General features: G+C 65.4%; 25 protein-coding genes. 11 read left to right on the forward strand and 14 right to left on the reverse strand.

Annotation, left to right across the window (positions count from 1 at the left end):
• The first annotated feature begins 3 nt into the window (after positions 1 to 3).
• The 7 genes from Tfont_RS07965 to Tfont_RS07995 all read left to right on the forward strand — a co-directional run bounded on the left by Tfont_RS07965 (position 4) and on the right by Tfont_RS07995 (position 6,055).
• Complete coding sequence (locus Tfont_RS07965) at positions 4 to 921, forward strand: U32 family peptidase (protein ID WP_143969032.1); 918 nt, start codon at positions 4 to 6, stop codon at positions 919 to 921.
• A gap of 47 nt (positions 922 to 968) precedes the next feature.
• The gene (ubiT, locus tag Tfont_RS07970) at positions 969 to 1,451 is read left to right on the forward strand and encodes a ubiquinone anaerobic biosynthesis accessory factor UbiT (RefSeq protein ID WP_185974500.1); all 483 of its coding nucleotides are present in this window, start codon (positions 969 to 971) and stop codon (positions 1,449 to 1,451) included.
• Positions 1,438 to 1,857, forward strand: a complete 420-nt coding sequence (locus Tfont_RS07975; RefSeq protein ID WP_143969034.1) for a putative zinc-binding protein — start codon at positions 1,438 to 1,440, stop codon at positions 1,855 to 1,857. Before ubiT ends, Tfont_RS07975 begins: the two co-directional genes overlap by 14 nt.
• Before the next feature lie 31 nt (positions 1,858 to 1,888).
• Positions 1,889 to 2,476, forward strand: coding sequence for a UbiX family flavin prenyltransferase (locus Tfont_RS07980; protein ID WP_313906461.1), 588 nt, complete (start codon positions 1,889 to 1,891; stop codon positions 2,474 to 2,476).
• The gene (locus tag Tfont_RS07985; protein WP_143969036.1) at positions 2,473 to 3,960 is read left to right on the forward strand and encodes a UbiD family decarboxylase; all 1,488 of its coding nucleotides are present in this window, start codon (positions 2,473 to 2,475) and stop codon (positions 3,958 to 3,960) included. The genes Tfont_RS07980 and Tfont_RS07985 overlap by 4 nt, the downstream gene beginning before the upstream one ends.
• Before the next feature lie 132 nt (positions 3,961 to 4,092).
• Positions 4,093 to 5,502: a cytochrome c oxidase accessory protein CcoG gene (gene ccoG, locus Tfont_RS07990; protein ID WP_143969037.1), complete on the forward strand. Its 1,410-nt coding sequence runs from the start codon at positions 4,093 to 4,095 to the stop codon at positions 5,500 to 5,502.
• Positions 5,503 to 5,653: 151 nt separating this feature from the next.
• Positions 5,654 to 6,055: a SirB2 family protein gene (locus tag Tfont_RS07995; RefSeq protein ID WP_143969038.1), complete on the forward strand. Its 402-nt coding sequence runs from the start codon at positions 5,654 to 5,656 to the stop codon at positions 6,053 to 6,055.
• Here the strand turns inward: Tfont_RS07995 and Tfont_RS08000 are convergent.
• Positions 6,016 to 6,513 carry an Rrf2 family transcriptional regulator gene (locus Tfont_RS08000; RefSeq protein WP_260682317.1) on the reverse strand — a complete coding sequence of 166 codons (498 nt, stop codon included), beginning with the start codon at positions 6,511 to 6,513 and terminating at the stop codon, positions 6,016 to 6,018. The two genes, Tfont_RS07995 and Tfont_RS08000, sit on opposite strands and share 40 nt — an antisense overlap.
• Positions 6,514 to 6,613: 100 nt before the next feature.
• Between Tfont_RS08000 and ytfE the strand changes: the two genes are divergently transcribed.
• A complete protein-coding gene (gene ytfE / locus Tfont_RS08005; protein WP_143969039.1) occupies positions 6,614 to 7,276 on the forward strand; it encodes an iron-sulfur cluster repair protein YtfE in 663 nt (220 codons plus the stop codon).
• 61 nt (positions 7,277 to 7,337) lie between these two features.
• Here ytfE and Tfont_RS08010 read toward each other — a convergent pair whose 3' ends face one another.
• Genes Tfont_RS08010 through Tfont_RS08055 form a run of 10 tightly spaced genes read right to left on the reverse strand, consistent with a single transcriptional unit; the run spans position 7,338 to position 20,190 of the window.
• Positions 7,338 to 7,907, reverse strand: a complete 570-nt coding sequence (locus Tfont_RS08010; RefSeq protein ID WP_143969040.1) for a hemerythrin domain-containing protein — start codon at positions 7,905 to 7,907, stop codon at positions 7,338 to 7,340.
• Positions 7,904 to 8,578, reverse strand: a complete 675-nt coding sequence (locus Tfont_RS08015; RefSeq protein WP_260682318.1) for a nitroreductase family protein — start codon at positions 8,576 to 8,578, stop codon at positions 7,904 to 7,906. The genes Tfont_RS08010 and Tfont_RS08015 overlap by 4 nt, the downstream gene beginning before the upstream one ends.
• A 41-nt stretch (positions 8,579 to 8,619) precedes the next feature.
• Complete coding sequence (locus Tfont_RS08020; RefSeq protein WP_260682319.1) at positions 8,620 to 9,903, reverse strand: NnrS family protein; 1,284 nt, start codon at positions 9,901 to 9,903, stop codon at positions 8,620 to 8,622.
• A gap of 8 nt (positions 9,904 to 9,911) precedes the next feature.
• Positions 9,912 to 11,171: an NAD(P)H-dependent flavin oxidoreductase gene (locus Tfont_RS08025; protein ID WP_143969041.1), complete on the reverse strand. Its 1,260-nt coding sequence runs from the start codon at positions 11,169 to 11,171 to the stop codon at positions 9,912 to 9,914.
• Between the two features lie 14 nt (positions 11,172 to 11,185).
• Positions 11,186 to 11,992 carry a peptidylprolyl isomerase gene (locus tag Tfont_RS08030; RefSeq protein WP_260682320.1) on the reverse strand — a complete coding sequence of 269 codons (807 nt, stop codon included), beginning with the start codon at positions 11,990 to 11,992 and terminating at the stop codon, positions 11,186 to 11,188.
• Between the two features lie 22 nt (positions 11,993 to 12,014).
• Positions 12,015 to 12,722, reverse strand: a complete 708-nt coding sequence (gene narI / locus Tfont_RS08035) for a respiratory nitrate reductase subunit gamma (protein WP_143969043.1) — start codon at positions 12,720 to 12,722, stop codon at positions 12,015 to 12,017.
• Positions 12,723 to 12,743: 21 nt separating this feature from the next.
• The gene (narJ, locus tag Tfont_RS08040) at positions 12,744 to 13,421 is read right to left on the reverse strand and encodes a nitrate reductase molybdenum cofactor assembly chaperone (protein ID WP_143969044.1); all 678 of its coding nucleotides are present in this window, start codon (positions 13,419 to 13,421) and stop codon (positions 12,744 to 12,746) included.
• A 27-nt stretch (positions 13,422 to 13,448) separates the two neighbouring features.
• On the reverse strand, positions 13,449 to 14,981 hold the full coding sequence (gene narH, locus Tfont_RS08045; protein WP_068607855.1) for a nitrate reductase subunit beta: 1,533 nt from the start codon (positions 14,979 to 14,981) through the stop codon (positions 13,449 to 13,451).
• Positions 14,982 to 15,020: 39 nt separating this feature from the next.
• Complete coding sequence (locus Tfont_RS08050; RefSeq protein ID WP_143969045.1) at positions 15,021 to 18,806, reverse strand: nitrate reductase subunit alpha; 3,786 nt, start codon at positions 18,804 to 18,806, stop codon at positions 15,021 to 15,023.
• A gap of 25 nt (positions 18,807 to 18,831) precedes the next feature.
• A complete protein-coding gene (locus Tfont_RS08055) occupies positions 18,832 to 20,190 on the reverse strand; it encodes an MFS transporter (protein ID WP_185974501.1) in 1,359 nt (452 codons plus the stop codon).
• Positions 20,191 to 20,447: 257 nt separating this feature from the next.
• Between Tfont_RS08055 and Tfont_RS08060 the strand changes: the two genes are divergently transcribed.
• From Tfont_RS08060 to Tfont_RS08070, 3 genes are read left to right on the forward strand one after another with little or no spacing between them, the layout of a single operon-like run.
• Positions 20,448 to 21,713, forward strand: a complete 1,266-nt coding sequence (locus Tfont_RS08060) for an MFS transporter (RefSeq protein ID WP_231960213.1) — start codon at positions 20,448 to 20,450, stop codon at positions 21,711 to 21,713.
• 3 nt (positions 21,714 to 21,716) lie between these two features.
• Entirely contained in the window at positions 21,717 to 22,664 is a 948-nt protein-coding gene (locus Tfont_RS08065) for a sodium-dependent bicarbonate transport family permease (RefSeq protein WP_143969047.1), read from the forward strand.
• Positions 22,661 to 22,972: a P-II family nitrogen regulator gene (locus tag Tfont_RS08070; protein ID WP_143969048.1), complete on the forward strand. Its 312-nt coding sequence runs from the start codon at positions 22,661 to 22,663 to the stop codon at positions 22,970 to 22,972. The genes Tfont_RS08065 and Tfont_RS08070 overlap by 4 nt, the downstream gene beginning before the upstream one ends.
• 24 nt (positions 22,973 to 22,996) lie before the next feature.
• On the opposite strand, the gene Tfont_RS08075 is transcribed toward Tfont_RS08070, so the two are convergent.
• Genes Tfont_RS08075 through Tfont_RS08085 form a run of 3 tightly spaced genes read right to left on the reverse strand, consistent with a single transcriptional unit; the run spans position 22,997 to position 26,476 of the window.
• Positions 22,997 to 23,737 (reverse strand): response regulator, encoded by a 741-nt coding sequence (locus Tfont_RS08075; RefSeq protein WP_143969049.1) that lies wholly within the window; start codon positions 23,735 to 23,737, stop codon positions 22,997 to 22,999.
• Positions 23,734 to 25,680, reverse strand: coding sequence for a type IV pili methyl-accepting chemotaxis transducer N-terminal domain-containing protein (locus Tfont_RS08080; protein ID WP_143969050.1), 1,947 nt, complete (start codon positions 25,678 to 25,680; stop codon positions 23,734 to 23,736). Before Tfont_RS08080 ends, Tfont_RS08075 begins: the two co-directional genes overlap by 4 nt.
• Before the next feature lie 43 nt (positions 25,681 to 25,723).
• Positions 25,724 to 26,476 (reverse strand): 5'-methylthioadenosine/adenosylhomocysteine nucleosidase, encoded by a 753-nt coding sequence (locus tag Tfont_RS08085; protein WP_143969051.1) that lies wholly within the window; start codon positions 26,474 to 26,476, stop codon positions 25,724 to 25,726.
• Positions 26,477 to 26,483: the final 7 nt, after the last annotated feature.

Here is a 26,483-nt window from a genome sequence, read left to right on the forward strand (position 1 = left end):
ACCATGAAACTCGCCCTTGGTCCTCTGTTGTATTACTGGCCGCGTCAGACGGTTTTCGATTTCTACGAGGCCGTGGCGCACACGCCGATCGATTTCGTCTATCTAGGCGAGGTGGTGTGCTCGCGCCGACACGAAGTGCGCTGGGAGGACTGGCTCGACATCGCGCGCCTGCTGCAAGCGATGGGTAAGACGCCGGTACTGTCCAGTCTGGTGTTGCTGGAGTCGGGTTCGGACGTGGCCATGATGCGCAAAATCATGAACAACGGTGCCTACCTGGTCGAGGCAAACGACATGGGGGCGCTGGGTGTATGCGCTGGCCACATCCCCTTTGTTGCCGGTCCGCACCTCAATGTCTACAACATCCCGACCTTGCACTGGGTCGCTTCACTGGGTGCGACGCGCTGGGTGGCTCCGTTGGAAATGCGGCGCGACGACTTGGCACTGCTGTGTCAACAACGCCCGGCCGACCTGCAGACCGAGGTTTTCGTACACGGGCGCTTGCCGCTTGCTTTTTCCGCGCGCTGCTTTACCGCCCGGCACCGCGGCTTGCCCAAAGACGACTGCCGATTTGGCTGCCAAGACTATCCCGACGGCTTGTTGGTACGAACCCGCGAGGGCAGCCCATTTCTGGTGCTCAACGGCATTCAAACCCAGTCAGCCGCGGTTCACAGCCTGATCGATGCGTGGCCGCAATTGTTGGCACTGAACATCGATGTCGTGCGCATCAGCCCACAGTCGCACCACACGATCGATATCGTGCATCTGTATGACATGCTGCGTCGCGGTGAGACCACTCCGCAAGCAGCACGCGCACGGCTGCAGGACTGGCTCCATGCCGACGAGTGCAACGGCTACTGGTACGGCCACCCTGGCATGGCGCGGGTGAACGACGCCGAACCCACCATTCCGACCTGCACGTGATCCGCCTGCCCATGTCGTCCCCCTCCCCACCAGCGCCTGTCGCCACCATGCCCGCCCCACTGCGGGCGCTCGTGCGTCGCCTGCCCGGGCTACCGGGCAGCGTTGCCTTAGCCTTGGCACTCAATGCGGCGCTACGGCCACGCATACCAAGCGAGGTGTTGACCACTTTGTGCGGCCGGCGAATTCGGCTGCTGGTGCAAGACATCGATGTCCGTTTCGACGTCACAGTGCACGATGGCCTATTTCGCCCCTGCACCGGGAACGGCGCCGCGGACCTGACCATCGGCGCCAAAGCAATCGATTTCATTCGCCTGGCGCGCCGCGAAATCGACGCCGACACCCTCTTTTTCAATCGGCGGCTACACATGGAAGGCGACACGGAACTCGGTTTGTTGCTCAAAAACACCCTCGATACCGTTGAGCTACCTTCCTTCTGGCAAGCCCTGCCGCCGCCCGCGCAGTGGCCTTCGCTGGTGCGCCATACCCTCCCTCCATTGTCTTGCGCTGACCACCGCCATGAACACTCTTGACCGTCATCGGTTGCCGTTGGTTTATGCCTGTTCGGGTTGCTCCAACGTCGCTCAGTTGGCCAATTACATCGCCGTGCGTCTGGACCGCGAGGGTGAGGCCGAGATGTCGTGCATCGCAGGCGTAGGGGGCGATGTCGCGCCTTTGGTGCGGCTGGCACGTTCTGGCCGTCCGATCGTCGCCATCGATGGATGTCCGCTGGCCTGCGTGCGCCACTGCCTGCAGCGACATGGTGTCGAACCCACGCAGTACCACATGCTGTACGAGCACGGATTGCGCAAGCGCATGCACGAAGACGTTTCGCCACAGCAGGCGCAAATGCTGCTGCAGCGCGTACGCGCGCAGGTGCGCGAATTGCACCTTGCACCGACACCCGCCCCGGCAAGCATAGCAGCGCATGCCGGCTGAGCGAAGGAGAGATGACGTGTCACCTCGACGCGTGCTCATTGCGCTGACCGGTGCCAGTGGTGCGATTTACGGGTGGCGTCTGCTGCTGGCGTTGCGTGACTGCCCGGGACTGGAGCGACACCTGGTGGTGTCGGCTGCGGGTGTGAGCACGCTGCGCCACGAGTTGCAGCGCGATGTGGGCGAACTGGCTGCCCTGGTCGACGTCGTCTACGACGTCGATGCCATCGGTGCAGCGCCGGCCAGCGGTTCATTCCGCTGCGATGCGATGGCCATCGTGCCTTGCTCGATGCGAACCGTTGCGGCCATCGCCCACGGTCTGAGCGACAACCTGATCACGCGAGCTGCCGATGTGATGCTCAAGGAACGGCGACGCTTGGTGCTGGTGCCGCGCGAGACCCCATTGCATCTCGGACATCTGCGCCGCTTGAGCATGCTGGCCGAGCTCGGGGCGGTGATCTGTCCACCGATGCCCGCGTTTTACCTGCATCCACAAACCATCGACGATGTGGTCGACGCGACCGTGGCGCGTGTGCTGGACTTGCTCGGCATCGAGTACGCTGCAGCGGCGCGCTGGACGGGATTGCACACCGCTGCGTCGTCTGCTCGCCCTGTCGCATGAAAGCACCTGATAGTCTGCGCGCATTCGCCGCCGAGCTCGAGCGCTGCGGGCAGTTGCGCCGCATCCAGGAATCGGTGTCCCCGCACCTGGAGATGACCGCCTTGTGCGACCGTGTCCTGCGCCGTGGCGGACCCGCATTGCTGTTCGAGCGCCCCCAAGGCTACACCATACCGGTGCTGGCCAACCTGTTTGGTTCCTCCGAGCGCATCGCACGCGCCCTGGGGTTGGAGCATGTATCGGAGCTTCGCCGGCTCGGACAGTGGCTGGCTGACCTCAAAGAGCCACGCATACCGGAGAACTGGGGTGAAGTCGCCGGCTTGGGGCGAACCGCGCGTGCGCTGTGGCACATGCGCCCGGCCACGGTACGCGATGCCCCTTGTCAAGAAGAGGTACTGGAAGGTGCGGCAGTGGACCTGGAGGCACTACCGTTGCAACACTGCTGGCCTGGCGATGCCGCTCCCCTGCTGACGTGGGGCGTGGTCATCACCCGTGGCCCGCTGCAACGGCGCCAGAACCTGGGCATTTACCGCCAGCAGCGATTGGCGCGCCATCAGCTCATCATACGCTGGTTGGCGCACCGCGGCGGCGCACAAGATTTTCTGGCGCATACCCGGCTGCACCCCGGGCAACCGTTTCCAATGGCCGTGGCCATCGGCGCCGATCCGGCAACCCTCCTGGCGGCGGTCATGCCCGTGCCCGATGCGCTGTCTGAGTACCACGTCGCTGGGCTTTTGCGCGGCGCGCGCACCGAAGTGGTACCCGCTCTGAGCGTGCCCCTGGAAGTACCCGCCCAGGCCGAAATCGTACTCGAGGGTCACATTTACCCCGACCCCGACCACCCCAGCGGCTGGCAACACGCACCCGAGGGCCCTTTTGGCGACCACACCGGCTACTACAACGAGGTGGCCGAATTTCCGGTATTGACGGTCGATCGCATCACGCGGCGCCGCGCCCCCTGGTACCACTCTACCTATACGGGTAAGCCGCCAGATGAACCGGCGGTGTTGGGCATGGCGCTCAACGAGCTGTTCATCCCCTTGCTCCAGCGCCAATTTCCCGAAATCGTAGACTTTTACTTGCCGCCTCAGGCGTGCAGCTACCGTCTGGCCGTCGTCAGTATTCGTAAAGGCTACCCGGGGCACGCACGACGCATCATGATGGGCATCTGGGGTTGCCTGCAGCAGTTCTCGTACACCAAATTTATCATCGTCGTCGATGACGATATCGACATCCGTGACTGGGGCGATGTGGTGTGGGCGCTGACCACCCGCTGTGATCCGGTCCGAGACTGCGTACTCATCGAACGAACGCCCATCGATTATCTGGACTTCGCCTCGCCCGTGAGCGGACTGGGTGGCAAGATGGGATTGGACGCCACCCACAAATGGCCTGGCGAGACATCGCGTGAATGGGGGCGTTCCATCGCGATGGATACCGCCGTACAAGCTCGCATGGACGCTCTTGCCAGCAAGCTGGGCCTGTGACCGGCTGCCAAACGGCTTGACCGGGCGCTCGCGCGGGGTCTGCGCCAGGCCGCTTGCCATTCCTATCCACGCGGCGCTTGGACCGCGCCCTGCGGCACCACAAAAGATGTATATAGAATGCATAATATATGGATGGACCGCCCCCCCAATCCTGCGCCCAGCCGCGTCGTTGGCGTACTGTACGAGTCACCCGTCAAAATCTACCCCCGTACAGTGCGTGGGCGCTTCGATCGTTGGCGGCGAGCGATGGTGGTTCTGACCCAGCTGGTGTTCCTGGGCCTGCCCTGGTTGACCTGGAATGGCCGGCCGGCACTACTGTTCGACTTGGAAGCCCGGCGTTTTTACGTCTTCGCCTGGATTTTGTGGCCACAGGATCTGATCTATCTGGTTGGCCTGCTGGTGGCCGCTGCGCTGGCCTTGTTTTTATTCACGGCTGTTGCGGGGCGGCTGTGGTGTGGCTACGCGTGTCCGCAGACCGTCTACACCGAAATGTTTTTGGCGATCGAGCGCTGGACCGAGGGGGATCGGCACGCCCGCATGCGGCTGGATGCCGCCCCATGGGGTAGCGGCAAACTGGCACGCAAGATCGCCAAACATCTGCTGTGGGGCACGCTGGCCGTCATCACCGGCGTCAGCTTCGTTGGCTACTTCACCCCCATGCGCGAGCTCCTACACGCGCTGGCCACCTTCAGCCTCGGTCCGTGGGAGACATTCTGGATAGCGTTTTATGCCTTCGCGACCTATGCCAACGCGGGCTGGCTGCGCGAGCAAATCTGCAAAACCATGTGCCCTTATGCTCGCTTCCAAAGTGCGCTGATCGACAGCGACTCGCTCATCATCGCCTACGACAGTGGGCGCGGTGAACCGCGTGGCGCGCGCTCGCGCCAAGCCGATCCACGTACACTCGGGTTGGGCGACTGCGTGGATTGCACCTTGTGTGTGCAGGTCTGTCCCACCGGCATCGATATCCGACACGGCCTGCAAAACGAATGCATCGGCTGTGCCGCCTGTATCGACGCTTGCGATACGGTCATGGACAAGCTAGGCTACGCGCGCGGCCTGATCCGCTACACGACGGCGCGCGGCCTCGGCACTGGTGGCGGCTGGCGGGGGATGCTGGCGCACCTACTGCGCCCGCGGGTAGTGGCCTACAGCGTGTTGTTGATCGGCACACTGGCAGCAATCGCCGTGTCGCTGACTGGACGGCCCAGCGTCGCCGTCGACGCGCTGCGTGACCGCGGCACGCTGGCTGCCCTCAGCGCTGCAGGCGTGGAAAATACCTATCAACTCCTGATCACCAACCGCACCGAACGCACCATCGGATTCACGGTATCAGCCAGTGGATTGCCCCAACTGCACGTCGACAGCGAAGTGCCCTCGCACTGGCTGCCCGCCGCCGCGCAGTCGCGGGTACCGGTGCGCTTGGTGCTGCCGCACGCACAGGCGGCGCAACTGGCACCTGGGGCGTACCCGGTGACGTTCACCGTCCACGCCGACGCCGAAACCGTGCACGCCAGCGCGACCTTTTTGTTGCAGCGCTGACGAAAACGCTGCGCAACGCCGCACACACCCTACCATGCACGGTCCACGCAGCACAGCCACTCAGACATCGAACGGCACTGGGCAGGACAGCGTGCACGGCAGCCATGCGCCTGCTCGGCGTCGACTGCCGAAACTTCCCTGAATATCGCCCATGACGCTCCCTCTTTTTTGGTTTTGGGTCCATGTGAGCGCGGTGATCATCAGCCTGAGCCTGTTTACCGCGCGCTGGTTGGGCAGACTCGCAGGAGCGGCTTGGCCGCTGCGCGCCGGCGTGCGTGGCCTCAGCATCGTCATCGACAGCGTGCTGTTGGCCGGCGGGGTCGGTCTGCTGTTGAGCGCAGGCTGGGTCCACGCCATCCCGGTGTGGCTGTGGACCAAGTGGGCACTGTTGGTGCTATACGTCGTCTGTGGTACCTGGGCCCTGCGACGCGCTCAGACCCAAGCTGCTCGCGCGAGCGCCGGCATCCTGGCGCTACTGGTGGCGGCGCACATCGTCGGCGCCGCTCTTTGGCGTCATCCGGCCGGTTTCTGGAGCACCCTGATCGGCAACTGATGCGTCCCCGCTGGCGACAACCCACTGGCTGCCAAATCGGCCAGCGTGTAGCTATCCAAGACCCCTAGATAGGCTTGCAAGGCCACTTGCAAGGCGTTGCGCAACCGGCATCCAGGCATCAGCAGACACGCTTGCGGCGCTTGCGCAGCGCCGGGCGCCATGCAGGCGACGAGCTGAAAATCACGTTCGGCCCAGCGCACCACGTCACCCAGACGAATGTCGTCGGCGGCGCGCGCCAGGCGCAACCCACCGCCGCGGCCACGCTGTCCCTGCAGCCAACCACCGTGTACCAGCGCCATCACGACCTTGGTCAGGTGATGGCGCGAAATGCCGTGCAAACGGGCCAGCTCGGCGATCGTGGCGCGGCGGCCGGTCGCCTGGCACGCCGCGCAATGCATCAACACGCGCAAACTGTAGTCGGTCCAAAGTGTCAGTCGCATGGGTCGATTGTCCGTCATGGTGGACCAGTACATCGGCCGATATGAGGATAGCGGTGGGTGGCTAAAAGGTTCATAATATGCATCCCATATACACTTTTTGTGCACCATGACGACCACGATGCCCCTCGACCTCGACCACTGCACCGTCGGCGAGATTGCCGCACGGCTGCCCGGCGCCACCGACATCCTGCGGCGCTATCGGATCGATTTTTGCTGCGGTGGCCAACGCAGCCTGCGCGAAGCCTGTGCGCAACGCGACACGGATCCCGCCCGCGTCATCGAAGAACTGCAGCGTCTGGCAACCGGTATGCACACCGCCGTGGCGCCTGCCGAGCCGACCGACCTGATCGAACACATCCTGCAACGCTACCACGAGGTTCACCGACAGCAATTGCCAGAGCTGATCCGATTGGCCAACAAAGTGGAAGCCGTCCACGCGGGGCATGCCCTCGTGCCGGCCGGACTGGCGCAGCATTTGCAGACCATGCAAGCCGAATTGCTGGCCCACATGGAAAAAGAAGAGCAGGTCCTGTTTCCACTGCTGGCGGCCGGCGGCTCACCCATGGCGCGCTTTCCCATCGGCGTCATGCGCCAGGAGCACGACATGCACGCCGCGCAATTGCGCCGTCTGCACGAGTTGACCCATGACTTGACGCTGCCTGAAGACGCCTGCCACACATGGCGTGCCCTGTATCGCACCCTGCAGCAGTTCGTCGATGATCTGATGCAGCATATCCACCTGGAAAACAACGTACTGTTCCCCCGTTTCGAGGCGGCCTGAGGCTGCTGCGGCGCGGCTGCGGGACGCGGAACGGGAATCGGGATGAGCGCAAGACCGCGCCTCAGGTCACGCCGCGGCTGCTGCCAATGGCGCGCCGCCGCATCATGTCCTCGCTCATCTCGACCCGCTGCGCCGGCGTCATGAGGTGCTCGGCCATCGCGAACACTTCGCCTTCTTCGGCTGCGATGTGACCCTCGTAGCGCAGGGCAAAGCGTGCCAGCACGGCGCGTTCGTCATCCGTCCAACGCCACGCCGCATCACCCTGCGCTGCCTGCAAGCGCAGCAATGCCTGCCGCACCCGGCTCCAGTCGGCAGCCATCGCCGTGTGGTCACTCTGCAGTCTCTGCACGAGGCCCCGCAGCCGCTCATCCCCGCGTTCGAGCAGACGCGGAAAAACATGACGCTCCTCGTCTTCGTGGTGCTGCGGTGCGGCCAGATCGAAATAGCGCAGCACCTGCTGCGCCGCCTGCGCCCCTTGTTCGTCGGCGCCGTGTCGTGCCACGTGGTCCTGTAAGCGCTGCAACAGCTCCAGCATGCGCTCGACCCGGTCGTGGCAGGCGCGCAGCCACTCGAACGGTTGCTCGTGATCCGCTTGCGGCCCCTTCGATGGTGACCATGAACCGTGATTCATACCGTGATCTCCAGATCTGCAGGGGGCATCCAAATGGAATAAAAACGCGCAGGCTCGGGGCGTGACCGCACCGGTCGCGCCTGCGTAACGGTGCCGATACTCAGAAAACACACCGGCAGTTCGTATTCGTTCAATGCAAACGCGTCGCGCAACAGCGTGGCGTCGAGCGCCTTGCCACTGGTCAGGGCCGATCCGTACCCCATGGCGGTGGCCAGCAGCAGCACATTTTGTACCGCACAGCCGGCGCTGAGAATGCGCTCGCGCACGGGAACGGACGCCTCTGTAGTGAGCGCGGGATTGGCATTGACCACCAGCAACCACAACAAGGGGGCGCGGCGCGCCTTTTCGCGCGCCTGCTGCAGCTGCTGCGGTGTGGCGCTGGGATCGCGTTCACTCAGGGCGCGGACAAAGATTTCCCCGAGGGCTGCGCGCGCCGTGGCGGGAATATCGATGAAACGCCACGGCACCAGTTGACCGTGATCAGGGGCGGCTGCCGCTGCCCGCAGCAGGGCTTGCTGTTGCGCTTCATCGGGGCCGGGGGGGCCCAAGCGCTTGGGCAAGATCGTTTGACGTCGTGCAATCCACTCCTGCGCCCACGCTGCACTCGCCCCGGTCGTTGGCATGGTGAGCAGCGTCGCACCATCTGCGACCCCATCGCCGGCACACTTCATGGTCCTCATCCTTGGGTTGCGGCTGAATTGGGCACCGTGGCTCACCCCGGACGGCCGTCCGGACGGGGGCGTCCGTACCATGACAACAGGCGCAGCCCCCACGGCACGATGGCCAGCAGCCACACGGCGGCCGTCAATGCCAACGCCGCTGACTCATTCGGCCACAGCGCCGATGACACCCGCAGCAGCACCGCTGCCTGCAGCGCCCAAAACCCCCACCAAGTGGCCTGATCGGCCAGCAGCTTGCGCCCACCATGGCCGCACGACACGCGCGTGACCATGGCGTACAGAATGGAGCCCAAAAAACCCATCGTCAGCGCGTGCCAGGCACCCAAGCCGAGCAGCGGCCACCCTTGACGCAAACCCAGCAGTTGAGAGGCGCCCAGTAAACAAAACGCCAAGCCAAGCCACAGCACGCCCAAGTGCAGCATGGCCAGTAACCGGATGCTCAGTGCCTGCACCAGGCCCCACACCAAGGCCAACCACAGCACGATGGCCCCCACCACCAGTTCGAACAGCCCGCGCCCCAGCATCAACGCTCGCGGTGGACCGCCTTCACGCCATCCTGCCCCCACCTCGAACAGGGCCTCTACCGCCGCCGCCGTCAACAGCACGATCAATACCCACCACGGACGCCACAGCTCGACCATGGGCAACGCGTTGGAGGTAAAAAACGGCACCAACCGGTGCAAGGCCGCGACGAATGTGGGCACCAGGCACAGCCACACTGCGGTGCGCACCAGCAGCAGGGCCAACGCGATATCCTGTGCCCACACGGCGCCGGCCAACGCCAGCAGGTGCGCCACACCCGACCAGCCGGCCGCGGCAATGATGGCGGCATGCCAGCGATCGGTCGCGCGACTGCGCCAGCACAGCCCGGTAAAACGGACCATCTGCCACGCCTGTCCCGTCGCGGCGGCGAGCAACCCGAGCAGCGCCCACACAACGCCGCTGTGCGCGCCGATCAGCCACGCCACCCAGCCGACCAGCTGCAACACCACGGGGCCAAGCAAGGCCTGAGCCGGCAGCGGTGGCATGGCCAACCATTTGGGACCGGCGGTAAACGTGAAGCCGGCCACGAACAGCGGCATGAAGCCCAGCGTCATGACGACGCCGTGCACCAAAATCGGGGCCAGTGCCAGCGGCGGCGGTGCCAGCGGCCACACACGCTGCATCAATATCCAGCTCCACCACACGGACGCCGACAGCAACACCGCCATTGCCGCGGCAAACCCCAAGCGGTGGGGAGCGGCCAACAGCCAGCGTCCGTGCCACGCGGCAGCGTCCGGACGCAACGGCGGATGGGGCGAAACCTTGGTATTCACGCGCACCCTCACGCTCCCCCGGCTCCAGGCACTGGTTGGCCCAGTAGCCAGCGCAGCAAATCCTGCACTGGTCGAATCGCTTCTCCAAACGGCAAGCGCCCAGCACCCCGAAAAAACAACCCGCGCTGCACGTCGCCTTCCAAGGCGTGGCCCAGTTGTTGGTCGATGCAAAACTGACCCATGTCGGCCACACCATCGCGCAAACCACACCGTGCCAGACAGTCGAAACCCATATTGCAGCGCCGCTTGGGGTGGGCCATGGCCTGCAAACGCCCTTGCAGCCGCAGGTATTTATCCAACCATGGGGTACGCACCGCGCGCGCCGGCAATCCGGCCACACTGGTGAATTCGACCAGGTCTTGCGGCCGCGCCGTTGCCAGCACACGCTTGAACGCCTCGGCGGCGTCGCACTCAGCGGTCACCGCAAACGCAGTGCCGAGCTGCACTGCCGCTGCTCCGAGCGCCTGTAGGCGCTGGATGTCGCCGTGACTCGAAATACCGCCGGCTACGATCAAGGGGATATCGCGCTCGATACCCTCGCGGGCCAAAAAGGCCTGGACTTCGGGCACGACGACGTCGAAGTCGAAACGCCGATCGTTCAAATCCGCTACCTTCGCTGCCCCCAAGTGTCCGCCGGCCAGCCGGGGGTGTTCCAGCACGATGGCATCGGGCAGCCGCGCGCGCTTCATCCAACGCCGCACCACCACCTGCACCCCGCGTGCGTCGGAGAGGATCGGTATCAGCGCCACCCGCGGATGATCCTGCGCCAACTCGGGCAGATCGAGCGGTAGACCGGCCCCGACGACCAGGGCATCGGCACCGCTGTCCAGCGCCTGTTCCACATAATCCGCGTAGGCCGACAGTGCGCGCATGATGTTGACGGCGATCAAGCCGTACCCCTGACTGAGCGCACGCGCCCGACGGATTTCACGATCAAGCGCCTGTCGGTTGGCGCGGTCGATGCGCGCCCGCGTGTTGGGGTCACGGGTGTCCAGCGTCGCAGTGGCCGCCATCAGATCCGGATGGAGGCGACGCAAATCCACCGATGAAATGGTGCCCACCGCCCCCCATGACGCCACCGTGCCAGCCAAGCCGCCGGCCGAGATACCGACGCCCATCCCCCCTTGCACGACGGGCAACAAGGTACGCCCGGCCAGACGCAGCGGCCGCAAACCGCTGTCGGCCAACCAGCGGTGCGCTGGCGGCGGCACGCCGTCGCGCACCGTCTGCTCGTTCGAGTTGTCTGGCACTTCCCGCGCGCCGTCCATGGTCTACTCCGTTGTCACTGCAACAAGCCGCCGTCTTTGACACCGAGATCGACGCCTCTGACATCCGCCTCCTGCGCTAAACGGATCAAATAGTGGCGTAGGGCGACGGTGCGCGCGCGCAAGTTCAAGTCACGCTCGATGCGCTCACGCACCTCCTCAAAGGGCGGCGTGACCCCGGCGCGTCGGCCAACCACCTTCACGATGTGCAGCCCGAAACGGGTGCGAATCAGTCGCGGATGGATCCCCAGGCCGAGCTGCGAATCCTGTTGGTAGAACAGCTCGTTGGCAAGCTCGGGAGCACAGTCGCCCGGCTCCAACCACCCCAAGTCGCCGCCTTGCGCGCCGCTGGGGCAATTCGACAGCTCGCGGGCCATGGTTTCGAAACGCTCGGGCGGCGTCTGGGGGCGCAACAATTCCAACAACGCCTGCTCGGCGCGTCGCGCCAGCGCATACACGTCCACCCGCGGTGTGACCGCAAACAGGATGTGTTTGACATGCAAGCGCTGGCCGCGTGTGAAGCGGGCCCGGTGCGCTTCATAGTGACGTCGGCACTCCTGCTCGGTGGGCACCGGCGTCACCACATCGAGCTCCAGCAAGCGCTCGATGGCTGCATGCTCCGGCGCACCCAGCGTCGGGGCCCAAGGTGACGCGTTGGGTGCAAGCAGCCCACGCGCCACCGCGCGTTGCCGCAACAATTCGGCCCAGGCACGCTCGCGCAGCGCATCGTCCTCGACGCTCTCGCCGGGGCGCAGGAGCGCAACGCCATTGACGGCTGGAATCGACGCATCAGACTCGGCCGACCGCTGCGTCGAGGCGTTCACGGATGATGGGGGCAGGTTCATCTCAACGCCCCGCTGCGGTGCTGCTCAGCCGGCGGCTACGCACGATCTGATACGGCCGCCAGACATAGGCCACAGAGGCGAACCCGCTCCACACATGCACCAACCGCGTGAACGGGAAGATCAGAAAGATCGTCATGCCCAGAACCATGTGGACCTTGAATACCCATCCGACGTCGGCCATCAGCTCGGCCGTGCCGGAACGGAAAGTCACGATGCGCTGCGCCCACTCGGCCAGCATCAACATCACGCTGCCGTCCAGATGCTGGGCCGAGAAGGGGATGGTTGCCAGACCGAGGGCAAACTGCGCCCACAACAACCACAACAACACGATGTCGCTGGTGCGCGAGGTGGCGCGGATACGGGGATCGGTCAACCGACGGTGCAGCAGCAGCGATACCCCCACGAACCCCAACACCCCAAAGAGCCCACCCGACACCATGGCCAGCACCTGCTTCGTGCCCGCGCTCATGAACGGCTCGTAGACGAAGTGCGGAGTCAGCATGCCCACCGTGTGCCCGAAGAACAGGAACAAGATGCCGACATGGAAGAGGTTGCTGCCCCAGCGCAATTGCCCGGCGCGCAGCAACTGCGAGGAATCGCTCTTCCAGGTGTACTGGTCGCGATCGAAGCGCAGCAGACTGCCAAGCAGAAAAACGGTCAGACAGATGTAGGGATAGACGCTGAAGAAAAAGGCATTGAGCGCGTTCATGGCCTGCTCCGCTGAAAGACATCACACGACGGACGCCGTCGCCTCGGATCGACGGCGAACGAATCGAATCGGCCGCTCGCTGCCCGACGCGGCCGAGCTGGGACAACCGCCAAAAGCCTGGGGTTCGGACCAACTCGCATCCAACGCCGGCTCATCATCCGGCTCGGCGGGCTCGACCCGCTGGCCACACGCTTCCAGCACCGCGATCAACACGTCCGCATAGGCGCTGCGCCGGCGTTGCAGAGCGCCGATCAGGGCATTGACGATGTGCGCCACCTCGCCGACCAGGCCACGGGCGACGTCGGCTGGCTGCGTCGAGGCAAACTCCAGCAACACGGGCAAATGGTCCGGCAACTCGTGGCTGTGCAGGCGCAGACCGGCCGCCTCGTAGGTCTGCAACAGATCGATCATGGCCGGCCCCCGCTCGCGCGAGTCGCCATGCACATGCTCGAACAGATGCAGCGACGTGCTGCGCCCGCGATCGAAAGTCTCGACGTACTCCGCCTCGACTTCGTAGCCGTCCCTGTGCAGCCATGCGTCCACCCAGGCCCGCAGGCGCCGCAACCGCTCGGTGGGCACGACGCCCTCTGCGGCGAGGGCTTGCACGGCTTGGGGCGCAAGAGCACGGGTCTCCTGATCGGGATAGCGCAACAAGAAGGCCAGCGCACGCAGGGTATAGGTCAGTCGTGGGGTTTTCATGGTCGTCTCACTCCGTGGGGGGCGGGCTCAGGCCTCGACCTTGATGGGGATGGTGCGTTTGCGCTGACCACCGAACAGACTGGTCTCGGTCTGCCCCTCGGAGCAGCCGTTGCCAAACGAAAAGCCACAGCCGCCTCTCAGGTCGAAGGCGTCCTCGGCGTATTCGCGGTGGGTGGTGGGGATGACGAAGCGGTCCTCGTAGTTGGCGATGGCCATGATGCGGTACATCTCCTCCACCTGGACGGGGGTCAGATCCGCCTCGGTCAGCACGAGGCGGTTTTCCACCCCCTCGACGTGCTTGGCCCGCTGGTAAGCCCGCATGGCCAGCATGCGCCGCAGCGCCAGCACCACGGGGCGTGTATCACCCGCCGTCAGCAAATTGGCCAGGTACTGCACGGGGATGCGCAGCTGCTCGACGTCCGGCAGCTCGCCATGGGCCCCGATATGCCCGGCATTGGCCGCGGCCGAGATCGGTGACAGCGGCGGCACGTACCACACCATCGGCAGTGTGCGGTACTCGGGGTGCAGGGGCAGGGCGACCTTCCAATCGATCGCCATCTTGTAGACCGGGCTGCGGCGCGCCGCCTCCAGCCACGCCTCGGGCACACCATCGGCCCGCGCCTGCGCGATCACCTTCGGGTCGTTCGGGTCCAGAAAGATGTCAAGCTGCGCCCGGTACAGATCGCGCTCGTTCTCGACGCTGGCGGCCTCGGCGATGCGGTCGGCGTCGTACAGCATCACCCCCAGGTAGCGGATGCGGCCGACGCACGTCTCCGAACACACGGTGGGCTGCCCGGCCTCGATGCGGGGATAACAAAAGACGCATTTCTCGGCCTTGCCGCTTTGCCAGTTGTAGTAGATCTTTTTGTACGGACAGCCCGAGACGCACATCCGCCAGCCGCGACACTTGTCCTGATCGATCAGAACGATGCCGTCCTCCTCGCGCTTGTAGATCGAGCCGGAGGGACACGACGCCACGCAAGCCGGGTTGAGGCAGTGCTCGCACAGCCGCGGCAGGTACATCAGGAACGTGTTCTCGAATTGGCCGAGCATGTCCTTCTGCACCTGATCGAAACCGCTCAGATTGGCGTCCTTGCTGCGTTTGGCAAACTCGCCACCGAGGATTTCCTCCCAGTTCGGCCCCCACTCGATCTTGTCCATGCGCTGGCCGGTGATCAGGCTGCGCGGGCGCGCGGTGGGTGCCGCCTTCGACGACGGTGCATGGTGCAGATGCTCGTAGTCGAAGGTGAACGGCTCGTAGTAGTCGTCGATCTGCGGCAGGTTGGGGTTGCTGAAGATCTTCATCAACAGCGACCATTTGCCGCCCTGGCGCGGCACGAGTGCGCCATCGGAACGGCGCTTCCAGCCCCCGTTCCAGCGGTCCTGGTTCTCCCATTCCTTGGGATAACCGATGCCGGGCTTGTTCTCGACGTTGTTGAACCAGGCATATTCCATCCCGGGACGGTTGGTCCACACGTTCTTGCACGTCACCGAACAGGTGTGGCAGCCAATGCACTTGTCGAGGTTGAGCACCATTGCGATCTGGGCGCGCACTTTCATGGTGGTTCTCTCCTGGGTTCGTTGCGCGGGAATGGCGCTTCAGGCCTGCACGGCGTCGCGACGCTCACCGTCGAGCCAGTCGATGCGGCGCATCTTGCGCACGATGACGAACTCGTCGCGGTTGGTGCCGATCGTTCCGTAGTAGTTGAAGCCGTAGCTGAACTGGGCGTAGCCGCCGATCATGTGTGTGGGCTTGAGCACCACGCGCGTGACCGAGTTGTGGATGCCACCGCGGGTGCCGGTGATCTCGGAGCCCGGGGTGTTGATGATCTTTTCCTGCGCGTGGTACATCATCACCATGCCCGGCATGACGCGCTGACTGACGACGGCGCGCGCGGCGATGGCCCCGTTGACGTTGAACAGCTCCACCCAATCGTTGTCGGCAATGCCCGCACGGCGGGCATCGTCCTCGGACAACCAGATGACCGGCCCGCCGCGGTTGAGGGTGAGCATCAACAGGTTGTCGCTGTAGGTGCTGTGAATGCCCCACTTTTGGTGCGGCGTGATGAAGTTGAGCAAGATCTCCGGATGGCCGTTGGATTTGCGCGCCATCAGCTCGTCTACCGCCTTCATGTCCACCGGCGGACGGTAGCTGCTGAAGTTTTCGCCAAACGCCGTCATCCAGGGGTGGTCGAGGTAGAACTGCTGGCGACCGGAGAGGGTGCGCCATGGGATCAGCTCATGCACATTGGTGTAGCCGGCGTTGTACGAGACCTTCTCGCTCTCCAGTCCAGACCAGATCGGCGAGCTGATGATCTTGCGCGGTTGCGCCTGGATGTCGCGGAACCGAATCTTCTCGTCCTCCCGATGCAGCGCCAGGTGGGTGTGGTCGCGCCCGGTCACCCTGGACAGCGCCTCCCACGCCTTCACCGCCACATGGCCGTTGGTTTCGGGCGCCAGTTGCAGCACCACCTCGCAAGCGTCGATATCGGTGTCGATGCGCGGGCGGCCCTGGGTCGGGCCGTCGGCCTGTACGGCACCGTTGAGTTCGGCAAGCTGGCGCACCTCCTCCTGCGTCGGCCACGCCATGCCTTTGCCGCCGTTGCCCAGTTTGTCCATCAGCGGGCCCAAGGCCGTGAAGCGCGCGTAGGTGTTGGGGTAATCGCGCTCGACGACTTGGATCTGGGGGGCCGTCTTGCCCGGCACCAGCTCGCATTCGCCACGCTTCCAGTCGCGCACATCGAAAGGCTGCGCCAGCTCCGCCGGTGTGTCGTGCAGCAGGGGCAGCAAAACGACCTCCTTCTCCACCCCCAGGTGTCCCTGGGAAGCCTCGCTGAATGCCTTGGCAAATCCCTTGAAGATCTCCCAGTCGCTGCGGCTCTCCCAAACGGGATCGACCGCCGCCGACAACGGATGGATGAAGGGGTGCATATCGCTGGTGTTGAGGTCGTTCTTCTCGTACCAGCTCGCCGTCGGCAGCACGATGTCCGAGTACAGACAAGTCGTACTCATGCGAAAGTCCAGCGTCACCAACAGATCCAGCTTGCCCTCCGGGGCCTGGTCACGCCAGACGACCTCCCGCGGGCGTGCAGCGGGATCCGACAGCTCGCCCCCTTGCACACCATGCGTGGTGCCCAGCAGATGCTTCAAGAAGTACTCGTGCCCCTTTCCACTGGAGCCGAGTAGGTTGGAGCGCCAGACGAACAGGTTGCGCGGCCAGTTGTCCGGGTGATCCGGGTCCTCCCAGGCCATGCGCAGCTTGCCGGTGCGCAGCCCCTGCGCCACGTAGTCCTTGGGATCCATTCCCTGCGCGGCCGCATCGCGGGCCACCTGCAGCGGATTGGTCTGCAGCTGCGGATTGGCAGGCAGCCAGCCCATGCGGGCCGAGCGCACGTTGTAGTCGATGAACGAACCCTTCCACTGCTCGCGATCCGCCAGCGGCGACAGAATCTCGTCCACCCCCAGGCGCTCGTAGCGCCACTGATCGGTGTGCACATAAAAGAAGCTGGTGCTGTTCTGGTGGCGCGGTGGCCGCACCCAGTCCAGCGCGAAGGCCAGCGGCGTCCAGCCCGACTGCGGGCGCAGCTTCTCCTGCCCCACATAATGCGCCCAGCCACCCCCGCTTTGCCCGATGCAGCCGCACAGCATCAGCATGTTGATGATGCCGCGGTAGTTCATGTCACTGTGGTACCAGTGGTTCATGGCCGCACCGATGATCACCATCGACTTGCCGTGCGTTTTGTCCGCGTTGTCGGCGAACTGGCGTGCCACGGCAATGGCCTGCTCGCGCGGCACACCCGTGATGCGTTCCTGCCACGCCGGGGTGTAGGGGGCGTCGTCGTCGTACGAGGCGGCGCCCGTGTCGCCCGGCAGGCCGCGCGGCACGCCGTAATGCGCCGCCGTCAGGTCGAACACGGTGGCGACGAGGGCGTGGCGCTCCTCGCCCGCCTTGCCGAGCTTGATGCGACGCAAGGGCACCGTGCGCAGCAGCACATCGCCGTCCTGCGGATTGGCGGCAAAGTGCGGGTTGTGCACCCCGCCGAAGTACGGGAATGCCACCTGCCCCACGTCGTATTGCGCCCCCTGGCCCTCCATCACGCTGAGCTTGAGGCGCACCTCGCGGCCGTGGAGGGCCTCCTTGTTCTCCAGGTTCCACTTGCCCAGATCGCTGCGCCCCTCCGGCCCCCACCGGAAGCCGACCGATCCGTTGGGCAGCACGACCTTGTCCGCCTCGTCGAAGGCGACCGTCTTCCACTCGGGGTTGTTGTCCTGGCCGAGCTTGCCGTTGAAGTCGCTGGCGCGCAAATAACGCGCCGGCACCAAGGCCCGGCGTCCGTCGGGCAGGCTGTGCTCTTCCAGCAGCACCAGCAGCGGCAGGTCGGTGTAGCGGCGCACATAGTCGTCGAAATAGGTGCTGCGCCGCTCGACGTGGAATTCGCGCAGGATGACGTGGCCCATCGCCATCGCCAGCGCCGCGTCCGTGCCTTGCTTGGGATGCAGCCACAAATCGCAAAGCTTGGAGATCTCGGCGTAGTCGGGCGTGATCGCCACCGTCTTGGCGCCCTTGTAGCGCACCTCGGTGAAGAAGTGGGCGTCCGGCGTGCGCGTCTGCGGCACATTGGAGCCCCAGGCGATCAGGAAGGTGGAGTTGTACCAGTCGGCACTTTCGGGCACATCGGTCTGCTCGCCCCAGATCATCGGGCTGGCAGGCGGCAGGTCGCAGTACCAGTCGTAAAAGCTCATGCACACGCCACCGATGAGCGACAGATAGCGCGTACCCGCGGCATAACTGATCATCGACATCGCCGGAATGGGCGAGAAACCCACCACCCGGTCCGGGCCGTAGCGCTGGATGGTGTAGACATTGGCCGCGGCGATGAGCTGGTTGACCTCCTCCCAGGTGCTGCGCACGAAGCCGCCCAAGCCGCGCTGGCTCTGCCACTCGCGGCGGGCATCGGGGTTCTGCACCACGCTGGCCCAGGCATCGACGGGGCTTTTGGCCACGGTGAGCGCCGCGCGCCAGTGTTTGAGCAGCGCGCCGCGCACCATGGGGTACTTGACCCGGTTGGCGCTGTACAGGTACCAGCTGTAGCTGGCCCCACGCGCACAGCCGCGAGGCTCGTGGTTGGGCAGATCTGGCCGGGTTCGGGGGTAGTCGGTCTGCTGCGTCTCCCACGTCACGATGCCCCCTTTGACATAGATCTTCCACGAGCACGACCCGGTGCAGTTCACCCCATGCGTGCTGCGGACGATCTTGTCGTGCGCCCAGCGGTCGCGATAGGCGGCCTCCCAGGTGCGATCCTCGGCGGTGGTCACGCCATGCCCATCGGCGAAGGACTGGGTCGGCAGCGCAAAATGCGTCAGGCGGTCGAGAAAGTGACTCATCGGTGTGCTCCTGGTTATCCTGGGCTCAGCAGGGGTTGGCGGCGCCACGGCGGGCATACATCCACCAGTTGAGCGCGACGTTGAAGGCGAAGAAGGCCGCCAGTCCCCAGAACACCGGTGTGGCGGCTTTGTAAGTGGCAAAGGCCCAAGCGAACAGCATTCCGAACAAGAAGGGCCCATAGGCCGCCACGGCGGCGGTGAAGCCGATCACGCCACCGGCCTGACGGGGCGCAAACAGCATCGGCATCTGCTTGAAGGTCGAGGCGTTGCCCACCCCGGCAAAGAAGAACAGGGTCAACATGCCGGCGACGAACATCGGGAAGCTCTCCAGCCCCGTCGGCTGCGTCAAGGTGGTCACCCACAGGGCCGCGCCCAGCATGCCCAGACCGGCCCAGTGCGTCACCCGCGCCCCGCCCAGCTTGTCGGACAGCGGCCCGGCCACCACGCGCGAGGCCGAACCCACCAGCGGCCCCCAGAACGCCCAGGCGAGCGGATCGGGCGCCCCGGGAAACTGACCATAGATCTGCTTGATGAGCAGGGGAAACGTCGCCGACAGCCCCGAAAAACAGCCGAACGTCATGATGTAGAGCGACGTCATGGACCAGGTGTGGCGGGAGCGGAAGATGTCGAATTGCTCGGCGAAGTTGGCCTTGACCGGCACCGACTTGAGCAGCAGCCACGCCGTGATACCGAAGACGGCGACCACGGGGATCATGACGGCGGGCGCGTTTTGCAACCAGACCTGGCTGGTCACCCCGCCCTTGACCAGCGTCTGGCTCCCCCCCATCCAGGCCGCGCCCCCCAACAGCGAGAAGCTGATCACCCACGGTGTCAGAAACTGCACGATCGACACCCCGAAGTTGCCGATGCCCGCCTGGATGGCCAGGGCCGTACCTTGCAGCCGTTTGGGGAAAAACAGACTGGTCGAGGGCATGAAACTGGAGAAGTTGCCCCCGCCCAGCCCGGCCAGAAACGCCAGCGACATCAGCACCCAGTACGGCGTGGCCGGGTTTTGCACGGCGTAAAACCAGCCCACCAGCGGGATCAGCAGCGACAGCGTGGACAGGCTCACCACGTGGCGCGTGCCCACCATCGGCGTCAAAAACATGTGCACCAGGCGCAAGGTGCCCCCGGCCAGACCCGGCATGGCCGCCAGCCAGAACAACTGGGTGGCGGTGAACTGAAAGCCGATCTGCGGCAGGCGCACCACCAGTGCCGACACCAGAAACCAGGCCATGAAGGCCATGGTCAAGCACAGGGTGGTAACGGTCAGTGTGCGCCAGGCCAGGCCGGAGCCGCCGTTGCGCCAGAACGCGTCGTTCTCGGGCTCCCAGCGCTCCAGCCAAGTGCCATCCCGGGTGGTGGGACCGGTCGTCGTGGTCATGGACATTCCTTCTCGGGTCGTATCAGGACATCGCCCACTGTGCCTGCGTCGGCCAGCCCTGCCTATCCACCGATCGGCACCCGCCCCCGCTTCCGATGGGCGATGCCCATCCGCCGCGCATCCTCCGTTCGGACGATGGCGATGGCCAGGCCCGTCCTCCGGATGACCGTCCGTGCCTCCCCGTCCGGCGGATAGGCAGCCCGCCATCGGCTGCCTACAGTGCCTGCCATCCCTACACGGTATGGAGGATGCTTGTCATGACCCCCTCACCCACCCCCCACAGCCGCCAGGCCTGGTCGGTGCTCATCGTCAGCACGCTGGCCTTTACGGTGTGCTTCATGGTCTGGATGATGTTTGGCGTCATCGGAATTCCGCTGAAAAAAGAGCTCGGACTCAACGCCACCCAGTTCGGGCTGCTCACCGCAACGCCGGTGCTCACTGGCTCGCTGGTGCGGGTGCCGCTGGGCATCTGGACCGACAAATACGGCGGGCGCATCGTCTTCACCCTGTTGATGGCGGTGACGGTGCCGGCCATCTGGCTCATGGCTTATGCGACCGAGTTCTGGCACTTTCTGGTGATTGGCCTGTTCGTCGGTCTTGCGGGCGGGTCGTTCTCGGTGGGCACCCCTTACGTCGCGCGCTGGTTCCCCAAGCAGCGTCAAGGCATGGCCATGGGCATCTTCGGTGCCGGCAACTCCGGGGCGGCGGTCAACAAATTCGTTGCCCCGGCCCTGGTGGTGGCCTTCGGTTGGACCATGGTGCCGCAGGTGTACGCCGCCGTCATGCTGGGTACGGTCATCCTGTTCTGGCTGTTCAGCCACCACGATGCATCCCACCTGGTCCCGAGCCACACACGCTTCGTCGATCAGCTCAAGGCCCTGAAAGACCCGACCGTGCTCAAGTACTGTCAGTACTACAGCATCGTGTTCGGTGGCTACGTGGCACTGTCGCTGTGGATGGTGCAGTACTACGTCGGTGAATACGGACTGGACATCCGTGTCGCCGCGCTGTTGGCGGCGTGCTTCTCGCTGCCGGGCGGCGTGCTGCGCGCCATCGGCGGCTGGCTGTCCGACAAGTACGGCGCCCACACCGTAACGTGGTGGGTCATGTGGGTGAGCTGGATCTGTCTGTTCCTGCTCAGCTACCCGCAGACCGATTTCACCATCCAGACAGTGGAGGGTCCGAAGACCTTCCACATCGGGCTCAACGTCTACGCCTTCACCGCGCTGATGTTCGTGCTGGGCATCGCCTGGGCATTTGGCAAGGCCAGCGTGTTCAAGTACATCTCGGATGAATATCCCAAGAACATCGGCACCATCTCCGGCATCGTCGGGCTGGCCGGCGGCATGGGTGGCTTCATTCTGCCGATCCTGTTCGGCGCGCTGCTCGATGTGACGGGCATCCGCTCCAGTGCCTTCATGCTGATGTATGGCGTGGTCTGGGTTTCGCTGATCTGGATGTACCTGACCGAGGTGCGGCGGCACGATGTCCTGAAGCACAACCCCGACACCCGGAGTGCCTGAACCATGGCGGTCGTGGACCCGGTGGTGGGTTTCTTCGTGCTGGGCCTGATCGCGGGCCTGCTGCGCTCGGATCTGAAGCTCTCCGGCGGGTTGTACGACACGCTCACGATCTACCTGCTGATCGCCATCGGCCTCAAGGGCGGCTTCGAGCTGGCCAGCAGCGACGTGGGCGCGTTGATCGTGCCCACGCTGGTCATCGTCGCCGCGAGCGCCGTCACCCCTATGGTGGCCTACCAGGTGTTGCTGCGCCTGGGTCGGCTGCCCCATGCCGACGCGGCCTCGATCTCGGCGCACTACGGCTCGGTGTCGGTGGTCACGTTTGCGGTCGGTGCGTCGTACCTGGGCCGTCAGGGCTTGGGCTATGACGGCTACATGTCGGTGTTCCTGGTATTTCTGGAGTTCCCGGCCCTGATCGTCGGGGTGTTGCTGGCCAAGGGCCTGAAGGCCGATGCCAACTGGCGGCGCCTAGCCCACGAGGTACTGACCGGCAAGGCGATCGTGCTGTTGCTGGGGGCACTGGTGATCGGCTGGATCTGGGGCCGTGACGGGGGCGCGGCCCTGGTGCCGTTCTTCGAGGGGCTGTTCAAAGGCTTCCTCGCGCTATTTCTGTTGGGCATGGGCGTGACGACGGCGGCCCGCCTGGCCGACCTGCGACGGGTGGGCCTTTTTCTGGTCGGCTTTGGTATCCTGATGCCCATCGTATCCGCCGCGGGGGGCGTGCTGGTGGGCTGGCTGCTGGGCCTTCCAGTGGGCAACACCCACCTGCTCGCGGTGCTGTACGCCAGTGCCTCGTACATCGCCGCGCCGGCCGCCATGCGCATCGCCATCCCGGAAGCCAACCCGGCACTGTCGATGGGCGCGTCGCTGGGGGTGACCTTTCCGTTCAACGTGGTGGCAGGCGTGCCGCTCTACTTGGCCATGACCCAAACCTTCTACCGGACGATGGCATGAACACCGCGGGCTGCGTTCCCTCGCCACACCACGGTGTCGTCGTGGTGGTGATCGCCGAGGCGGAGCTGGAATCCGTCCTGTGCGACGACATCCTGGCGGCCGGGGCAAAAGGCTACACGGTCAGCGAAGTGCGCGGACGCGGCAACCGGGGCCTGCGCGACGATCGGCTGCTGTTGTCCAACAATGTGCGCTTCGAGGTGCTGTGCGACGAATCCACGGCGCGCAGCGTGCTGGACGCCGTGCTGGGCCGCTACGGCCGGCATTACGGCATCGTCGCGTACGCGCTGCCCACCTGGACGCCACCGTAACGGGCGGGCCGCCCTCACCCCGTGTCAACCCAACCCGTGGTTGACCGCGACCACCGCGGCCTGCACACGCGAGGTGACGTGCAGCTTGCGCAGAATGTGCTGCACATGGATTTTGACCGTGGTCTCGGCGATGTCGAGTGCGCGCGCGATCATCTTGTTGCTCTGCCCGCGGGCGATCAGCGCAAGGATCTCACGCTCGCGCTCGGAAAGTGCCTCCAGCGCGGACGGCGGGGCGGGGGCCGGGACGGGGGGCGGTGATGGCGTATCCCCCGCCACAGACTCCCCCGACGCCACGATCCGTGCGTCATCGCCGCACGACGGCTGCGCCGTCGCGCGCTCGGGTTGGCGCATCAGCGTCACCAGCTTGTTGAGCATCGGCGGGCTGATGACGGAGTCGCCCGCCACGACACGCTCCACGGCGTCGCAGAGCTGGTCGAGTTCGGTGGTCTTGAGCAAGTAGCCATCCGCCCCGGCACGCAGTGCAGCGGCCAGGTCCTCGGCATCCTCGCTGACCGTGAGCATGAGAATGCTGGCACTCGGCGCCGCCTCGCGCAAAGTCCCGATGGCCTCGACCCCGCGCACACCGGGCAAATGGTTGTCGAGCAGAATGACGTCGGCGTCGGCCTCGCGCAAGTGGCGCAAGGCCTCGCCCACGTCCCCCGCCTCGCCGCAGACTTGCAGGTGCGGTGCCTGGCCGAGCAGCGCACGCAACCCCCGGCGGAACAGGGGGTGGTCATCCACCAGCAACAAACGGATCGGTCTCATGGAACGCAAGGGACGGTATCGGGCGCGCGGGGGGGTTGCGGGTCGACCGGGGTCGGGGACCGCTCCTGCACTGCAGCATCCACCGGTACGCTCAGCTCCACCGCGGTTCCCTGACCCGGCGCCGAATGCACCGTGAGCCGGGCGCCGATGGCGGCAGCGCGCTCTTGCATGATACGCAGTCCGATGTGGGTTTCCTGTGTGTGACGCACGGGGTCGAACCCCACACCGTCATCGCGCACGACGAAGCGCCACGGCGCCCCCTTATGCACATGCACGACGACCGAATGGGCTCGGGCGTGCTTGCGCACGTTGGACAGCGCCTCTTGCACCACATGCAGCACCTGCAATTGCACATCGGGCGGCAGGTCCACGGCTCCGCCATGCACCTCTACATGCGCGGTCAGGCCGGTTTGGTGCCGAAACTTGGTCACGGTCTCGTGCAGGGCAGTCACGATGTCGCCGTCGTGCGTGCGGGTGCGAAAGTGCATCAGCAGCTCGCGCACATCGACCAGGCTTTCCTCCAGCCCGGTTTGCAACTCGGCCACATGGCCCTCTGCCGCTGCGGAATCTCCACGTCGCAAAGCGCCCTGCAGCAGTTGAACCTGGATCTTCAGGAACGCCAGCGACTGGGCGATCGAGTCGTGCAGCTCCCGTGCCAGAAAGTTGCGCTCCTGCGCCACGGCCGCCTCACGCTCGAGCGCATGCACGCGCAGCCCCTCGACGGCATTGGCCAATTGTCCCGCCAGGGCATCGAGCAGTTCGCGCTCGCCCTCGTGCAGGGCGAGCGCGTGCCGGTAGAACAAATTGATCTCGCCCAGCACGCGGTGCTGCAGGCGCACCGGCACGCTGACCATGGTGCGAAACCCCAGGCTGGCGCAGTGCACGGCATCCGAGGCGTCGCCGCGCTCGATCGGGATCACACGGGTGCGTTGCTCCAGGTGCGCACGGCCACACTCGCACTGGCCACAGGGCAGCACCTGCTCGGCCGCGACGATCTCGCGCGGCATCTGATGCTCGGCCAGGAGCATATACCCGTGCAACGCGGGATCGGCCCAGCGCAGAATCACGGCATCCGCGCCGACGCGTTGGCGCAGCCGCTGCACAAATCCGTCGGAGAGCGTCTGCAGCGAATCCGTGTCGCTCAGGAACAGGCTCATGTCATATAAGGCCTGCAGATTGGCCCGCTTGGCCTCCAGATCCCGCGTCTTTTCGGCCACTTTGGCCTCGAGCTGGCCATACAGGTCCTGCAATGTCGCCGCCATCTGGTTAAAGCCGCTGGCCAGCTGGCCAAACTCGTCCCCGCTGGACGCTGCGACGCGCGTGGCGAAGATGCCGCGCTGCAGGTCCGTCATGGCCCGTGCCAGCCGGGTCAGCGGCTGCATCACATAGCGCTGCCCTGTATACAACATGAACACGGCACCGGCCACGGCAAAGGCGATCATGGCGAACTGCAGCAGATTCAGGATGCGGGTCAACCGGGACAACTCCGACTCGATGGCCAGCACCAGTTCGTCCACCTGCGCAACGAGCATTTCGGCGATGGCAAACGCGACGCCGGCGTTGGTGGGATCAGGCGGCGCTTGCGGATCCCACAAATGACGCTGCCGGTTCCAGGTGGCCTCGACGGCATCGAAGCGCTCCCGAATCAGTGGCGTCCAGGGGACGAAGAGCGGGCGCTTTGGATCCCCCGCACGCAAACGCTCCAGGCTGCCCACCAGCTCCTGCACCAGCGCCTCGCGGCGCTCGGCCGGCACGGACAGCGTGCGCGCCGCATCCAGGCGCCAGACCTGCATGCGCAGGCGACCGGCCTCGTTGACGGCGGCTGCCCCGCCTTCGAGCTGCCACGTCACCCACAGCGTGACCCCGATCGAAGCGGTCACGGCCAGCAGCAACCACAAGCCGGCGTACACCAGCTTGGTGGCGATCGTCGTGGTCGCTCGCATCGGCGCAAGCTTAGCAAGCCCACGTCACACCGTACACCCCGGTTCAGAGCAGATTGAGCGCCTTGCGCACGATGCGCGCACTGTAGTGGCGCGCCACGTCGCGCATGAAGGCCTGAAAGTCCACGTGCGCCTCGTCGTCGGCGCGGTCGGACAACGTGCGCACCGCGGCAAACGGCGTGCCGTAGTCCCAGCAGACCTGGGCCACGGCGGCGCTTTCCATGTCCACCGCCAGGGCCTCGGGCAGCGCCTCGCGCAGGGCCTGCGACTCGGCCGCGCTGGTGATGAAGCGGTCGCCACTGACGATCAGCCCGCGGTGCACCGTGGGCCGGTGCAGCCCCAGGACGCGCAGTGTCTCCTCGCTGACGAGCTTGGGCAGCCAAGTGACCGCGTCGCGTGCGGCCTCCTCCAGCACCTGGGCCAGTACCAGGTCGGCGTCGAAATGCATCTTGCCGGTGCCGGGCACCTCCCAGCGCGGAAACAGCGGCGCGGCGCTCAGGTCGTGCTGCAGATAGCGCGTGCCCACGACGACGTCGCCGACCTCGGCGCCGAAGGCCAGCCCCCCGGCCACCCCCGTGAACAGGATGTGCTGGGGCGCAAACCGCTCGTGCAGCAAGGTGGCGGTGGTGGCCGCCGCCACCTTGCCGATGCCGCACAGCACCGCCACGACCTCGTGGCCCTGCAGATGGCCCTGCCAGAACTCGCGCCCCGCGACGCTGACCTTGCGCTCGTCGGGCATGAGCTGCAGGATCTCGGCCAATTCTTCGTGAACGGCACTGATGACGGCGACGCGGGCCATGGCGGGC

This window comes from Tepidimonas fonticaldi, from assembly GCF_007556755.1.
GTDB lineage: Bacteria > Pseudomonadota > Gammaproteobacteria > Burkholderiales > Burkholderiaceae_C > Tepidimonas > Tepidimonas fonticaldi.

Bases quoted from the DNA above. Each gene is read 5' to 3' on its own strand.
- Tfont_RS07965 (WP_143969032.1), top strand. From the start codon at position 4: ATGAAACTCGCCCTTGGTCCTCTGTTGTATTACTGGCCGCGTCAGACG.
- ubiT (WP_185974500.1), top strand. From the start codon at position 969: ATGCCCGCCCCACTGCGGGCGCTCGTGCGTCGCCTGCCCGGGCTACCG.
- Tfont_RS07975 (WP_143969034.1), top strand. From the start codon at position 1,438: ATGAACACTCTTGACCGTCATCGGTTGCCGTTGGTTTATGCCTGTTCG.
- Tfont_RS07985 (WP_143969036.1), top strand. From the start codon at position 2,473: ATGAAAGCACCTGATAGTCTGCGCGCATTCGCCGCCGAGCTCGAGCGC.
- ccoG (WP_143969037.1), top strand. From the start codon at position 4,093: ATGGACCGCCCCCCCAATCCTGCGCCCAGCCGCGTCGTTGGCGTACTG.
- Tfont_RS07995 (WP_143969038.1), top strand. From the start codon at position 5,654: ATGACGCTCCCTCTTTTTTGGTTTTGGGTCCATGTGAGCGCGGTGATC.
- Tfont_RS08000 (WP_260682317.1), bottom strand. From the start codon at position 6,513: ATGACGGACAATCGACCCATGCGACTGACACTTTGGACCGACTACAGT.
- ytfE (WP_143969039.1), top strand. From the start codon at position 6,614: ATGCCCCTCGACCTCGACCACTGCACCGTCGGCGAGATTGCCGCACGG.
- Tfont_RS08010 (WP_143969040.1), bottom strand. From the start codon at position 7,907: ATGAATCACGGTTCATGGTCACCATCGAAGGGGCCGCAAGCGGATCAC.
- Tfont_RS08015 (WP_260682318.1), bottom strand. From the start codon at position 8,578: ATGAAGTGTGCCGGCGATGGGGTCGCAGATGGTGCGACGCTGCTCACC.
- Tfont_RS08025 (WP_143969041.1), bottom strand. From the start codon at position 11,171: ATGGACGGCGCGCGGGAAGTGCCAGACAACTCGAACGAGCAGACGGTG.
- narI (WP_143969043.1), bottom strand. From the start codon at position 12,722: ATGAACGCGCTCAATGCCTTTTTCTTCAGCGTCTATCCCTACATCTGT.
- narJ (WP_143969044.1), bottom strand. From the start codon at position 13,421: ATGAAAACCCCACGACTGACCTATACCCTGCGTGCGCTGGCCTTCTTG.
- narH (WP_068607855.1), bottom strand. From the start codon at position 14,981: ATGAAAGTGCGCGCCCAGATCGCAATGGTGCTCAACCTCGACAAGTGC.
- Tfont_RS08050 (WP_143969045.1), bottom strand. From the start codon at position 18,806: ATGAGTCACTTTCTCGACCGCCTGACGCATTTTGCGCTGCCGACCCAG.
- Tfont_RS08055 (WP_185974501.1), bottom strand. From the start codon at position 20,190: ATGACCACGACGACCGGTCCCACCACCCGGGATGGCACTTGGCTGGAG.
- Tfont_RS08060 (WP_231960213.1), top strand. From the start codon at position 20,448: ATGACCCCCTCACCCACCCCCCACAGCCGCCAGGCCTGGTCGGTGCTC.
- Tfont_RS08065 (WP_143969047.1), top strand. From the start codon at position 21,717: ATGGCGGTCGTGGACCCGGTGGTGGGTTTCTTCGTGCTGGGCCTGATC.
- Tfont_RS08070 (WP_143969048.1), top strand. From the start codon at position 22,661: ATGAACACCGCGGGCTGCGTTCCCTCGCCACACCACGGTGTCGTCGTG.
- Tfont_RS08075 (WP_143969049.1), bottom strand. From the start codon at position 23,737: ATGAGACCGATCCGTTTGTTGCTGGTGGATGACCACCCCCTGTTCCGC.
- Tfont_RS08080 (WP_143969050.1), bottom strand. From the start codon at position 25,680: ATGCGAGCGACCACGACGATCGCCACCAAGCTGGTGTACGCCGGCTTG.
- Tfont_RS08085 (WP_143969051.1), bottom strand. From the start codon at position 26,476: ATGGCCCGCGTCGCCGTCATCAGTGCCGTTCACGAAGAATTGGCCGAG.